Source organism: Streptomyces sp. NPDC005151 (assembly GCF_053599875.1).
In genome coordinates this window covers 51040-64528 of record NZ_JBSFYR010000018.1, presented here as the reverse complement: position 1 = coordinate 64528, position 13489 = coordinate 51040, and the positions used below count along the sequence as shown (strand labels likewise).

Sequence of the window (13489 nt, the reverse complement as noted above, 5' to 3'; positions counted from 1 at the left end):
AGAGTCACATAGGAAGCCTGGAGAGGTGGCGAGAACTCCCCTCAGCACCTAAGCGTTTCCTGCCACATCTTACGGCCAGACATCAACCGGTCGATCCGGGTTTGAGGGCGAGTTCACTGAGATCGCCTGCTGACAGCCCCTCAACACGACTGTATAGTCCGATGAGTTCCGGACACCAGGCGGAGGATGGCCAGTTCGCGCCCTTTCTGGGCTCTCAACTGATTGCTCCTCTGGTGGACGACTACGTGAAGGAGTTGGAGAGCGCATGCACGGGGAGAACCATCCAACTGTCGAGTACGCCGGCTCGGAAACGGAGTCCGGAGGAAGCGTGGGCTTAGCGCAGGTGAACCGCTCAGACCTGCAAGGGCTGACACCGCGTGAGCGTGAAGTGCTCAGCGTTCTGTCGATCGCCGAGGGGAACAGGGCCCTCGCCCGTCGGCTGGGTATCGCCGAGCGAACGGTGAAGGCCCATTTGACGAGCATCACACGTAAGTTGAGGCTGCGGAACAGGGTGGAAGCCACGCTCCTGTCGGTGCAGTGGGCGGACGAGCTCCGTCCGAGTCGGAAGAGTCCCGAGCACACGTGACAGTTCGTCCGACCGGTCCCCAGAAGGTCGACGTATGGACCTTGTGGATCCCTGATCATGCGGCGGCGGCAGCCGACAGCGCTTGGATTCTCGGCGCCGAGGAATCCGCACGGGCCGACGGGTTCCAGGATCCGACGGCGCGTGAGCGCTATGTCGCCTCCCACGTGGGCCTCCGAGTGCTGCTCGGTGGATATCTGGGGATGGCACCGCAGGACGTGGAGTTCTTCCGCGAGCCCTGTGGGATGCTGGACTGCGAGGAGCCGCACGGGCGGCCGGCGATCGCCGGCCACCCCCAGCCCTGCTTCTCTCTGTCGCACGCCGGGGACGCAGCCCTGTACGCGGTCGCGGACTCGCCCGTGGGGGCGGACATCGAGTCGGCCAAGCTGATGCGGGGCAGCCTCGACAGCGCGGCCCGTCGCCTGCACATCGAGGAGCGGCGTGCCGTGGCCGCCCTGTCCCCCGCCCTGCTTCACCGGGCCGTGCTCGGCTGCTGGGTTCGCAAGGAGGCGTATCTCAAGGGCATCGGGACCGGGCTTCCCGGCGGGGTGGGCCGCCATCATGTGGGCCTCACCGAGGAGTTGGCGCCCGACGGGGCCCCGCCAGGGCCTGTGGGCTGGTCCATCGCCGATGTGCCCGCGCCCGACGGATACCAGGCTGCCATCGCCGTACGCGACCAGAACGCCACGGCGGACGGCCCGCACCCCCTGGTGCGGGTCTCCCCGCTGCGGCTGCCGCAAGGCCGCGTCGGCCCACTTCCGGTGCCCCGGATTCACTGAGACTCACCTCGCGAGGTCGCTCCGGCCGGCCGTCCGACCTGCTCTCTCGGCCGGGCCCGGGGGTTGTCCCCCGAGCGGAAACACAGCACTTCGGCCTACTGGTGTCCGCCGCCTCTTGCGCCGACCACTTTGTTCAGGCGATGCATCCGCGTGGCCAGGCTCATCCGGCCTTCGAGGCGGAACGCCGGCGGACGGCGCCCGTCCACGTCGTCGAAGCCGTACTCGACCGCCAGGTCGCCGGTGCTCAGCACCTTGCCTGTGCGCTCCATGACGTTCGGGTCGGCGAGCAGCTCGGCGATCGCCCGGCCCACGTACTCCGGGGAGTGCACCACCGACGCCGGGCCGCTGCCCATCGCGTCCCAGGCCGCCTCCACGCGCTCCGTCCTCACGAAGCCCGGGTGCAGGGAGACCGCCGCGACGCCGCGTTTGCGCAGGTCGGAGGCGAAGCCGCGGCACATGCGGTCGGAGGCCGACTTGAAGACGTCATAGCCGACCTGGCCGAGGTAGATGTCCCCGTCGGAGAAGCTGATGCCGACCACCAGGCCGCTCTGCTGCTGGATCATCAGCGGGGCCAGCCTGCGCGTCACGTCGTACTGCCCGTGCAGCGACGCCTCGAACAGGTCGTAGCGCCACATCGGCTGGTCCCAGAAGGGTGCGTCGAAGCGGACCTCGGCGGACCGCTCGTACCCTCCCCAGGCGTTGTTGACCAGAAGGTCCAGGCGGCCATGGTCGGCCTTGATCCGCTCGGCGAGGGCCTCGTTGTCCGCCGCCACCGAGTGGTCGCAGCGCAGAGCAATGGCCGTGCCGCCGCGCTGCGTCACCTCGTCCGCGGTGTCGTCGACCGTGCCGGGCAGGTCCTCTGTGCGCCCATCGGTGCGGGTGCTGCGGCCGGTGACATACACGGTCGCGCCCGCCTCGCCGAGCGCGAGTGCGATGCCGCGGCCCACGCCTCGGCTGGCCCCGGTGACCACGGCCACCTTTCCGCCCAGGTCCGGGGCGTTCCAGGCGTCGTTCACGCCAGTGTCCTTCCGTTGGTGGCGGGTGCGCCACTTCTCGTACGAAGATGGTGTCGGCTGTTCAGCCGAGGTACTCGGCGGCGTACTCCAGGCTGGCCAGATACGCGGCCGTGTCGTCGACGCGCGGGATTCCATAGCGTTCGCGCAGCTCGGGCATGGAGGTGGGCAGGACACCGCCGCTGCACCGGGTGACCTCGCTGACGTCCCGGAGGACCGAGAGGTATGAGCGGGTCATCGGGGGTGTCTTCGCGATGGCGTCGGGTTCGAGCTCGTCGGCGTTCACCACCGGTGGCAGGTTCAGCGAGCGGCCGCGGCCGGCCGCGTGCTTGGCCATGAGCTGGAGGCAGGTCTCGATGTTCATCGCCTCCTCGCCGTAGGTCACCCAGAACTCGCCCTGTTCATCGCCGAGTTCGATGGCGCGCAGCACCGCCTTCGACAGCAGGTCCTGCGGGACGAAGTCCATGCGGATGCCCGGGTGGGCGGGGATGAAAGGAGCCCGGCCCCGGCCGATCCAGTCGGACATCAGCTGAACGATCTGGCCCTGTGAGGTCCAGCCCGTCATGGAGTCGCCGATGAGGTTGGTGGGCCGGAATATGGTGTGCGGCAGGCCGCTGTCCCGCAGCAGCTGCTCCGCCCGGTGCTTGGAACGGATGTAATTCCTGCAGACGTTCTCCTCGCCGAGGGGCACGGGTGCGTCCTGAGCGAGGGCGGCCACGAAGGCCGTGCTCATGAAGTGGATGGTGGCACCCGCTTGTTCGGCGAACTCAACGACCCGACGGGTGCCCTCGACGTTGATCGGCTCATAGCGCTCGGCGGTCAGGCCCCACTCGGTCAGGCCCGCCGAGTGGATGACGACGTCGACCTCGGCCGCGAGCGCGGCATGGCTGTCCGCGTCGAGCCCGAAGCGTTCCGCCGTCATGTCCAGGGCGACCGGCGGCTCTTCGGCCTCGGGGATCGGAGCGCTGTGGGATGCGGAGATGATCCGCGGCCCGGCCGGCGTCCGCTCCCGCAGGATGCTGCGGCCCACGACGCCGGAGGCTCCGGTGAGCAGGACCGTGCGACGGGCGCTCATACGCGGGACTCCTTCCAGTCCATCAGGCGTGCCATCGCGCGGGCGCCGACGTAAAGGGCGGGCTCGGGCGGGAAGTTGGCGAGTGGCTTGCGTCGCTCGTCGTCCACGAAGAGCAGCCGGGAATAGTCGGTGTCCTTGCCGAGGATGAGGTCGCGCAGGACCTTGCCGCCGGTGTGGGTCGCGGCGATTCCGTTGCCGCAATAGCCGTATCCGTAAAGGATGTTGCCGCCGTTGAGGGAACCGAAGTGAGGAGCGTAGTCACGGACGACATCGGCGGTTCCGCCGTACGCGTACGTGAACTCGACGTCCGCCCACATGGGGAAGAACCGGAGGAACTCCCGACGGATCTCACGGTAGACCTCGGGACGGTTCATGTTCCGCTGCCGCTTGTCCCGGCCGTAGTAGTACGGAGCGGGTCCGCCGGCGAACATGACACGGTTGTCGTGCGTGAAACGGGCACAGGTGAGAAGGGATTTGGCCTCGACCAGACCCTCACGTCCGGCCCACTCCACGCGGGCGAGCTGCGCGTCGGTGAGGGGCTCGCTCACCATCGCGTACGTCCAGATCGGCACGACCTTCCTGCGGAAGGGGGGGAAGGCGTCCATGTGGACGTTCGTGGCGAGCACGACCTTGTTCGCCTTCACGCGGCCACCAGCGGTGACGACGGTGGGCCGCACGCCCGGTTCGACGTGCAGGCAGGGAGACTTGTCATAGATGGTGACGCCCTTCTCGCGCACGACACGGGCGATGCCGCGAGCGAGCTTGAAGGGGTTCACCAGGGCGCCGCCGGTGCGCATACTGCCCAGAACCGCGGGGGAGCCGATGATCGCCCGGGATGCCTCGCGCGGCAGGATCTCGGCTTGTGCCGCGCCCATCCGCTCGGCCAGGTCGCGGTCGTGTTCAAGGCGCTTGAGCTGGGCAGGGTCGGTAGCGACCATCAGGTAGTCATTGGCCTCGTACTCCGCGTCGACGCGGTTCTTGCGGGCGAACCTGCCGATTTCCAGTATCGACCGGCCCACGGCCTGCGAGGCCTCGAGGGCCCGCTGCAGACCGAATTCCTTGACCAGAGCCTGGATGTCCTTGCCGATGGTGGGGGTGACGAATCCATCGGCGCGGCCTGACGCCCCGTAACCGGAGTGGTTCGCCTCGACGATACGGATGTCGAGCGCGGGTTCGGCTGCTTTGAGGAAGTAAGCGGTCCAGAGTCCGGTGAATCCGCCCCCGACAATGCAGACATCACAGTCGACGGCTTCCCGTAAAGGGGCTTTGACGGTGACCGGTTCGGTGTCGTGCCAGTAGACGACATGCTTGTACGCGTTCAATCAGTGCTCCTCAACAGGGCCACCGGTGGAGAGGTCCGGCACAAGGATTTCTCGGACCTCTCGTCACACGGCTTCGAGGATCATCCTGGACAGGCCGAGGTGGCGGTTCGCGAAGTGGCCGACCGTCGAGCCCAAGTAACGTTCATAGTTGGCAACATTCTCCTCGCCCGCGACCTTCACGGCCTGATCGCGGTTGGCCCGGAGACGGTTCAGCCATTCCTGACTGGTGCGACTGTAATGGTCCGGATCATTCCGCAGATTCACAATGTCGAAGCACTTCTCGCTCGACTCGACGACCTCGGAAAGGGCCGGAATCTCAGACTCCGGGAAAATGATGTCGATGATGAACATCAGGTCACGGACCGTCTGCTTGTCCATCTGAACATTATTGCCCTTGATGTTGGTCTGCAGCGCGAGCCGGCCGCCCTTCGGGAGCCAGGCACGGCACCGCTCGAAGAACTCCCGGTACGCGCCGACGCGTTCGGCGCGTGACAGGCCGGTGCGCGCAAAATGCTCGAACGCGCCGATGGAGATTATGGCGTCGTAGCGCTCTTCCGGCTCATGGTCGAGCCAGTTCTCCACCCGTACCTCGGTGCGCGGCAGGGCGGTCTGCCGCAGCCGTTCGGCCTGGCTGTCGCTGAGCGTGAGGCCGACGGCCCGCTGCACGCCATGGGTGTTGACCAGGCGGTCGAGCAGGCTGCCCCAGCCACAGCCGACATCGAGGACCCGGCCCGCGCCGGGCGCCTTGGCGCCCTCGATCAGATAGTCCAGCTTGCGCCTCTGGGCCGCCTCCAGGGTGTCGCCCGCATCGCTCTCGTCCCAGAGCGCACAGGTGTAAGTGAGGTCGTTGTCCAGCCACAGGGCAAAGAAGTCGTTCGACACGTCATAGTGGTGACGAATGGATTCTGCCGATGCGCCCCGGTAGTCGATGGCCGTCACGCGGCTGCACTGCCCGGCTTGCTCTCCTCGGCGAGCTTCACAAGGTCCGCCACCGTCTTGACGCTCGCGGCCTTGCTCTCGTCGAATTCGATGCCGAGGTCGTCCTCGATGGTGTAGACGATATCGGCTATCTGCAGGCTCGAAAGCCCCACCGAGTCAAAGACCGTGTCGGCGTCGAGGGTATAGGAGCCCGCCTTGCTGCCGAGCTTCTTGGCGATACGGTCACATACCTCTTCAGCAGTGATCACGGAATGCCTTTCCGGTACAGGAAGATGAATTTTCTGTGGACTGCGATGCAGCCACGCCGCCCAACAAGGCGCAGGCGGATGCGAGGGGCCCGGGTGCGAACCGCTCTTGGGAGCACGGTGAGCGGTGCCGGCACGGGACGGGACGGGAGATGCAACGGTACCCACACGGCCGACAGGACACCATTGCCCTTTAGGGTGATGATCATTCTTGGTTAGAAATGCGGCTGTCGAAAACGGGGTTCAGATGTTTTACTTGCCCCGGATCACCGGCCGGGAGCCTGTGCGCCACCAGTTGGCCCTGCCTGGCCGGCCGTGGCGGGTTGGCCCCGCATGGTGGCATAGCCGTTGTCGGCCGTTCCCCTCCCCCGCATCCGATCAGGAACAAGGAGATTCGACATGGCTGAGGTCCACCTCGCGGCCGGCACTGTGGAGTACCAGGACACCGGCGGCGACGGGCCCGTGGTGGTCCTGCTGCACGGTGTAGCGATGGACGGCTCCCTGTGGCGGAACGTGGTGGCCCCGCTGCGCGCAGAATTCCGTTGTGTGGTCCCGACCTTGCCGCTCGGCGGGCACCGTACGCCGATGAAGACCGACGCCGATCTGTCGATCCCCGGCGTGGCCCGGCTCGTCGCGGACTTCCTCGACGAACTGGACCTGCGGGACGTGACCCTGGTGATGAGCGACTGGGGCGGGGCGCAGGCACTCGTCGCCCTGGGCCGGGACGAGCGGGTGGGCCGCCTCGTCATCACGTCCTGTGAGGCGTTCGACAACTTCCCGCCGGGCCTGCCGGGTTCGAATCTTTACACCTCCGCGAAGATGCCGGGCGGTATCAACGTCGCCTTCAAGCTCCTGAAGTGGAAACCGATGCGGCGACTGCCCATGACCTGGGGATGGATGAGCAAGCGGCCCGTCCCGCACGAGGTGATGGACGCCTGGTTCGAGCCCCTGTGGACCTCCGCGGAGATCCGCCGGGATTTGCGGAAGTACGTGCTCGGCGTACCTCCCAAGGAGGAACTTCTCGCCTGGGCCGACACATTGCGGGACTTCGACCGGCCCTCGCTCGTGGTGTGGGCCGCCGAGGACAAGGTCATGCCGCTCGCGCACGGGCGGAAGCTCGCCGAGCTCCTGCCCAAAAGCGAGCTCGTGGAGATCGCAGACAGTTACACCCTCATCCCCGAGGACCAGCCGGAACAACTCGCCGCGCACCTCCGGTCGTGGCTGCACACGGGCAGGGCCACCGGCTAGGGGGCTCTGACGGATCTCCGTCGGAGAAGGAGCGGCGTTCGGTGCGTGCTCTCGACGTGCCGGGCGTCGCGTCGCCTCGGAGATCCACCGGAAGCCACCTGGCCCTGACGGCGGGACTCTGTGGACGCTCCCCTCTCCGGGGAGCGGTGGGCTGGGCGCGGGGGCGCAGGGCGACGACGTGGAGGATTGCATGGCTGACGTGATGGACTCGGCCGGCTCGGTGAACGAGCGGGACATCCCCTTGACAGTGCGGCTGGCCGCGCTGCCGAAGGACGCTCGGTACCCGGTCCTGCTGGATCTGGTGCGGGAGAAGACCGCGGAGCTCCTCGGCTCGGAGCCCAGGGATGTCGACCCGGACCTCGCTTATCGCGACATCGGCTACAACTCCCTGGCCGCCGTGGAACTGACGAGCAGCATCGGTACGGCTGCCGGGCTCGAACTGCCGCTCACGCTGCTGTTCGACCATCCGACGCCGGCGGCCGTGGCACGTCATCTGCTGTCCTTCCTGGGGCTCGCCCCGACGGCCACCGAGTCCCCGCGGGACATCCCGGAGTCGGCTGCCGACCACGAACCCGTCGCGGTCGTCGGAATGGCGTGCCGCTACCCGGGCGGCATCGCCTCACCGGCCGGCCTGTGGGACGTCGTGATCGCCGGAAACGACGTCGTCTCGGACTTCCCCTCCGACCGTGGCTGGGACCTGAACGGCCTCTTCTCCGACGACCCGGAACGTGCCGGTACGAGCTACGCCCGTGCCGGTGGCTTCCTGGACTCGGTCGCCGATTTCGACGCCGACTTCTTCGGCATCGCGCGGCGCGAGGCCCTGGCGATGGACCCGCAGCAGCGGCTGCTCCTGCAGACCGTGTGGGAAGCCCTGGAGGACGCGGGAGTCGACCCCGGCACACTGCGGAAGTCCCCGACAGGTGTCTACATCGGCAGCAGCGGCCAGGACTACGAACAGGTGGCGCGCTCGGGGCCACACGAACTGGAGGGCTACTGGGGCATCGGCTCGGCCGGGAGCGTCCTGTCCGGCCGAATAGCCTATGCCTTCGGCTTCGAAGGGCCCGCGCTCACCGTCGACACGGCCTGCTCGTCGTCCCTCGTGAGCGTGCACCTGGCGGCCCAGGCACTGCGCACCGGCGCGTGCTCGCTCGCCCTCGCCGGTGGCGCCGCCGTGATGACGACCCCCAAGGTGTTCACGGAGTTCAGCAGGCAGCGGGCGCTTTCGCCGGACGGCAGATGCAGGTCCTACGCCCAGGCAGCCGACGGTACGGGCTGGGCCGAGGGCGTCGGCGTCCTCGTACTGGAACGCCTCGGCGAGGCGCGTCGGCGCGGTCATCGTGTCCTCGCGCTCATACCCGGCTCGGCCGTAAACCAGGACGGCGCGAGCAACGGGCTGACTGCACCGAACGGCGCCGCGCAGCAACGGGTCGTCATGCAGGCACTGGCGGCGGCCGGCCTTCGTCCCGGCGACATCGACGCGGTGGAGGGCCATGGCACAGGCACAAAGCTCGGCGACCCGATCGAGATCGACTCGCTCACGGCGGTGTTCGCCCAGGACCGTCCCGATGAGCAGCCGCTGCGGCTCGGCTCGTTGAAGTCCAACATCGGCCACAGCCAGGCCGCTGCGGGCGTCGGCGGCATCATCAAGATGATCGAGGCTCTGCGCCATGAAGTCCTGCCCCGGACCTTGCATGTCGACAAGCCAACACCCAAGGCGGACTGGACGAGCGGTGCGGTGTCCTTGCTGACGGAGTCGTCGCCATGGCCGCGGGGCGCTCGTATCCGGCGCGCCGGTGTGTCGGCGTTCGGGGTCGGCGGGACGAATGCGCACGTCCTCGTGGAGGAGCCACCCGTCGACGGCCCGGTGGCTGGACGCCCGGGCGATGAGGGCGAGTCGGGCAGCAATGCGGCGGGGGGCGGCCGGTCGCACGGTGACCGGACAGACTCCGCCGGACCGGGCGACGATCTGACGAACGGGACCACTTCGGGCGACCACCCCACGGGCGTGACCGAACCGGGCAACCGCCTCACGAACGGAATCACTTCGGACAACCACCCCACGGGCGAGACCGAGCCGGACGGCCCTCCCACGACCGCAGCCGAACCGGGCGACCACACCACGACCACAGCCGAGCCGGGCAACCGCACCCCGTCCGGAGTCGCTGCGGGCGGTCTTCCGGCCGTCCCCTGGGTGCTGTCCGCCAAGACCCCGACCGCCCTGCGGGAGCAGGCCCACCGGCTGCACACCCATCTCGCCGCCCTGCCCGACGCTCCGCCCGCCGAGGTCGGGGCCGCGCTCGCGCTGACCCGGGCCCACTTCGACCACCGTGCCGCCGTTGCCGGTACCACGCGCGACGAACTCCTCGACGCCGTGGCCGCACTCGCGCGAGGGGAGGCCACCGAGGGCACCAGCCTCGCTCGAGCCCGTACCGGCGGCAAGGTCGTCTGGGTCTTTCCAGGACAGGGCTCCCAGTGGATCGGCATGAGTCGTGAACTCGCCGCCACGCACCCGGTGTTCGCCGAGCAGCTGCGCGCCTGTGCCGACGCGCTCGCGCCGTATGTCGACTGGTCGCTCGACGACGTGCTGCGCGGCGCGCCCGGCGCGCCCCCGCTGGACCGCGTGGACGTCGTGCAGCCCGCCCTGTTCGCCGTGATGGCCGCGCTCGCCGCGCTCTGGCGACAGCACGGGGTGCGCCCCGACGCCGTCGTGGGGCACTCGCAGGGCGAGATCGCCGCCGCGTACGTCGCCGGCGGACTGTCCCTCGACGACGCCGCGCGCATCGTGGCGCTGCGGAGCCAGGCCATCGCCGCCGCCATGGCCGGTCAGGGCGGGATGGCGTCGGTGACGGCGTCCCCGGAGAAGCTTCTTCCCCTGCTCGAACGCTGGGGCGGACGCATATCCGTGGCCGCCGTGAACGGGCCCTCCTCCATGACCGTCTCCGGCGCCCCCGACGCCCTCGACGCACTGCTCACTCACTGCGCCGACGAGGACATCTGGGCCCGGCGCATCCCCGTCGACTACGCCTCACACTCCCGCCAGGTCGAATCCACCAAGGAGCGGCTCGCCGAGGCCCTCGCTCCCCTCGCACCCCGCTCCGGCGAGGTCCGCTTTCACTCCACGGTCACCGCGACCGAGTTCGACACGGCGGGGCTCGACGCCGGCTACTGGTACCGGAACCTGCGGCAGACGGTCCGCTTCGACGAGGTCGTGCGGCAGCTCCTCGCAGACGGCTGCACGACGTTCATCGAAGTGAGCCCGCATCCGATCCTCACGGTCGCGATGGAGCAGACGGTGGAGGCGACGGGCACCGCGGCCGCCGTCTTCGGCTCGGCCCGACGTGACGGCGAACTGGTGCGCTTCACCGCCGCGCTCGCCGATGCGTACGTTCACGGAGTACCGGTGGCATGGGAAGCGCTGTTCGACGCGGGCACCGCGCGGCGGGTCGAACTCCCCACGTACGCCTTCCAGTCGGAGCGGTACTGGGCCACGCCACGGGCCACTGCGGGTGACGTCACCGGCGCGGGCCTGCGCACGACGGGGCACCCGCTGCTCACCGCGGCCACCGAGCTCGCGGAAGGCGCGGGGTGGCTGTTCACCGGGCGGGTCTCCCGGCTCACGCACGGCTGGCTGGACGACCACGCGGTCTACGACACCGTGCTGCTGCCGGGCACCGCCTTCGTGGACATCGCGGCGTCGGTGGGCGCGCAGGTCGGCTGCGACCTGGTGACGGAGCTGACTCTGGAGGAACCGCTGGCTCTCGCGGACGACGGCGCGGTGGATCTGCAGGCGTCGGTGGGGGTGCCGGACGGGGCGGGCCGGCGGTCGATCGCCGTGCATTCACGTGTCGCCGACGCGGCCGGTGACAGGGCGTGGACCCGGCACGCGGCCGGCTTCCTGGCGGCGGCGCCGCCCGGCGAACCTTCGGCTCGACCGACGGACTGGCCTCCGCCCGGCGCCACGGCTGTCGACATCGACAACCTCTACGACCTCCTCGCGGACCGGGGCTTCGGTTACGGCCCCGCTTTCCAGGGACTGCACGCCGCCTGGCGTCACGAAGGCAGGCTCCTGGCAGAGGTGGACGCCACGCCGGACGCGGACGGCTTCGCCGTGCACCCAGCGCTGCTGGACGCGGCATTCCACGCCCAGCTCACGGAACTGACGGGCACGGACGCCGAGTCGGCGCAGGCCTGGCTCCCGTTCACCTGGTCCGGTGTACGGATCACCCGCCCGGGCGTGACGCGTCTGCGGGTGACGCTCACCCCGCAGGGCGAAGGGGCGGTACGGATGTCCGCGACCGACGAGACCGGCGTCCCCGCGATCTCGGTCGACTCGGTGGTGGCCCGCCCGGTGTCCCCGGCCAAGCTGGCCTCGGCGGGCCCGGTGACGGATTCGCTGTTCCGCCTCGAGTGGCAGCCGATACCGGCTCCGACCGCACAGACGCGATCCGTCGGACCGTGCGCGGTGCTGGGTGAGAGTGCCGATATTTCCTCGTATGGGGCAAACGTCCCCTCCTACACCGATCTGGCCGCCCTCGTCGCGGCCCTCGACGCCGGCACCCCCGTCCCGGACACCGTGATCGCCGCCGAGCCCGCCCCGCGCGCGGAGCCGGACGCGGCACAGGCCCGTACTCTGGCGCACCGCACCCTCGCCCTGCTCCAGGGATGGCTCGCCGACGAGCGCCTCGCCGGCTCCCGGCTCGTCCTCGTCACACGGGACGCCGTCGCGGTCACCTCGGACGCCAACGCCGTCCGGCCGGGCCTCGCTGCCCTATGGGGCCTGGTCCGTTCCGCGCAGTCCGAGCACCCGGGACGGTTCACGCTGATCGACCTGGACGGCGCGGGGGGGCCGGCGCCGTCCGCGCTTCTCGCCACGCGTGAGCCTCAACTCGCCGTGCGCGAAGGCATCGCGTTCGTACCCCGTGTCGTCCGCGCCCGCGCCGTGGGTGAACCGCTCCCCTTCGACCCGGACGGCACCGTCCTCATCACCGGCGGCACCAGCGGCATCGGCGCCCAGGTGGCCCGGCACCTCGTCGCCGAACGCGGTGCCCGGCATCTGCTCCTCGCGAGCCGTCGTGGCCGCGCGGCCGAAGGTGTGGCCGAGCTTGCCGCCGAACTGGGCGCTCTCGGAGCCGACGTCACGATCTCGGCCTGCGACATCACCGAGCGGGCAGCCGTGGCCGAGCTCCTCGAATCCGTGTCGCAGGCTCATCCGCTCACCTCCGTGATCCACTCCGCCGGAGTCCTCGACGACGGGCTCGTCGAGACACTCACCCCCGAACGCCTCGACCGCGTCATGCGGCCCAAGGCCGACGCCGCGCTGCATCTGCACGAACTCACCGTCGGTGCCCCGCTCCGCTCCTTCGTGCTCTTCTCCTCCGTGGCCGGGACCATCGGCGGCCCCGGGCAGGGGAATTACGCCGCCGCCAACACCTTCCTCGACGCCTTCGCCCAGTGGCGGCGTGCGCACGGGCTGCCCGGTGTCTCCCTGGCCTGGGGGCTCTGGGACGAGACAAGCGCCATGACCCGGCATCTCGCCGGCGACGGAGTGGCCCAGCTCGGCAGGTCGGGACTTTCCCCACTCTCGACCGACGAAGGACTCCGGCTCTTCGATGCCGCGCACCACACCGGTGACTCACTGCTTCTACCCGCCCGGCTCGACATGGCCGCCCTCCGCTCCCAGGGCCGCCACGGCGTGCTTCCCGCCGTCCTGCGCGCCCTCGCGCCGGCTGTGGTCCGCCAGGCAAGGGCCCGTGACGGTGCGCTGCTCACCCGTCTCGCGACCGCGCCGCCGGAGGAACGTGACGCACTCGTCGCGAGTGTCGTGACCGCCGAGGTCGCCTCCGTGCTCGGCCTTGAGGACGCCGGGGCGGTGGATCCGGACCGGCCCTTCAAGGAGTTGGGGCTGGACTCGCTCGGCGCGGTGCAGCTGCGCAACCGGCTCAGCCAGGCCACCGGGCTGACCCTGCCGTCCACGCTCGTCTTCGGCCACCCCTCGGTCCCCACCCTCGCCGCCCATCTGCGGACCCTCCTGGAGGAGCGCACCGAGCCGGCCGGGCAGGAGCAGGTCGCTCCCGCCGTGTACACGGACCTCGACCGGCTCGCCACGCTCCTTCCCTCCGTCGCGGCGTCCGACGTCGGCACCGTGAGCGCCCGGCTACGGTCCCTCCTCGCCTCCCTGGAGAGCAGGGAACCCGGCACCGACGGCAGCCGCAGGCAGCGTATCGACGACGCCACCGCCGACGAGATCTTCGACCTGATCGACAACGACTTGGGGGTGGTCTGAGC

General features: G+C 69.6%; 9 protein-coding genes. 4 read left to right on the top strand and 5 right to left on the bottom strand.

All coding sequences use genetic code 11. From position 1 onward, the window contains the following. The first annotated feature begins 265 nt into the window (after nucleotides 1-265). Nucleotides 266-586 (top strand): response regulator transcription factor, encoded by a 321-nt coding sequence (locus ACWD6R_RS13095; protein WP_451818747.1) that lies wholly within the window; start codon nucleotides 266-268, stop codon nucleotides 584-586. Then, a complete protein-coding gene (locus ACWD6R_RS13090; RefSeq protein ID WP_451818746.1) occupies nucleotides 583-1362 on the top strand; it encodes a 4'-phosphopantetheinyl transferase family protein in 780 nt (259 codons plus the stop codon). Before ACWD6R_RS13095 ends, ACWD6R_RS13090 begins: the two co-directional genes overlap by 4 nt. Nucleotides 1363-1457: 95 nt before the next feature. Here ACWD6R_RS13090 and ACWD6R_RS13085 read toward each other — a convergent pair whose 3' ends face one another. The 5 genes from ACWD6R_RS13085 to ACWD6R_RS13065 all read right to left on the bottom strand — a co-directional run bounded on the left by ACWD6R_RS13085 (nucleotide 1458) and on the right by ACWD6R_RS13065 (nucleotide 5959). Continuing rightward, nucleotides 1458-2378 carry an SDR family NAD(P)-dependent oxidoreductase gene (locus tag ACWD6R_RS13085; protein WP_451818745.1) on the bottom strand — a complete coding sequence of 307 codons (921 nt, stop codon included), beginning with the start codon at nucleotides 2376-2378 and terminating at the stop codon, nucleotides 1458-1460. Nucleotides 2379-2439: 61 nt separating this feature from the next. Continuing rightward, a complete protein-coding gene (locus ACWD6R_RS13080; protein WP_451818744.1) occupies nucleotides 2440-3450 on the bottom strand; it encodes an SDR family oxidoreductase in 1011 nt (336 codons plus the stop codon). Next, nucleotides 3447-4772 (bottom strand): NAD(P)/FAD-dependent oxidoreductase, encoded by a 1326-nt coding sequence (locus ACWD6R_RS13075; protein ID WP_451818743.1) that lies wholly within the window; start codon nucleotides 4770-4772, stop codon nucleotides 3447-3449. The genes ACWD6R_RS13080 and ACWD6R_RS13075 overlap by 4 nt, the downstream gene beginning before the upstream one ends. Before the next feature lie 63 nt (nucleotides 4773-4835). Next, nucleotides 4836-5711 carry a class I SAM-dependent methyltransferase gene (locus ACWD6R_RS13070; protein WP_451818742.1) on the bottom strand — a complete coding sequence of 292 codons (876 nt, stop codon included), beginning with the start codon at nucleotides 5709-5711 and terminating at the stop codon, nucleotides 4836-4838. After that, a complete protein-coding gene (locus ACWD6R_RS13065) occupies nucleotides 5708-5959 on the bottom strand; it encodes an acyl carrier protein (protein ID WP_451818741.1) in 252 nt (83 codons plus the stop codon). Before ACWD6R_RS13065 ends, ACWD6R_RS13070 begins: the two co-directional genes overlap by 4 nt. A gap of 396 nt (nucleotides 5960-6355) precedes the next feature. Here ACWD6R_RS13065 and ACWD6R_RS13060 point away from each other — a divergent pair, with 396 nt between their 5' ends. Then, nucleotides 6356-7204 carry an alpha/beta fold hydrolase gene (locus tag ACWD6R_RS13060; RefSeq protein ID WP_451818740.1) on the top strand — a complete coding sequence of 283 codons (849 nt, stop codon included), beginning with the start codon at nucleotides 6356-6358 and terminating at the stop codon, nucleotides 7202-7204. 199 nt (nucleotides 7205-7403) lie between these two features. Beyond that, nucleotides 7404-13487 carry an SDR family NAD(P)-dependent oxidoreductase gene (locus tag ACWD6R_RS13055; RefSeq protein ID WP_451818783.1) on the top strand — a complete coding sequence of 2028 codons (6084 nt, stop codon included), beginning with the start codon at nucleotides 7404-7406 and terminating at the stop codon, nucleotides 13485-13487. Nucleotides 13488-13489 lie beyond the last annotated feature (2 nt).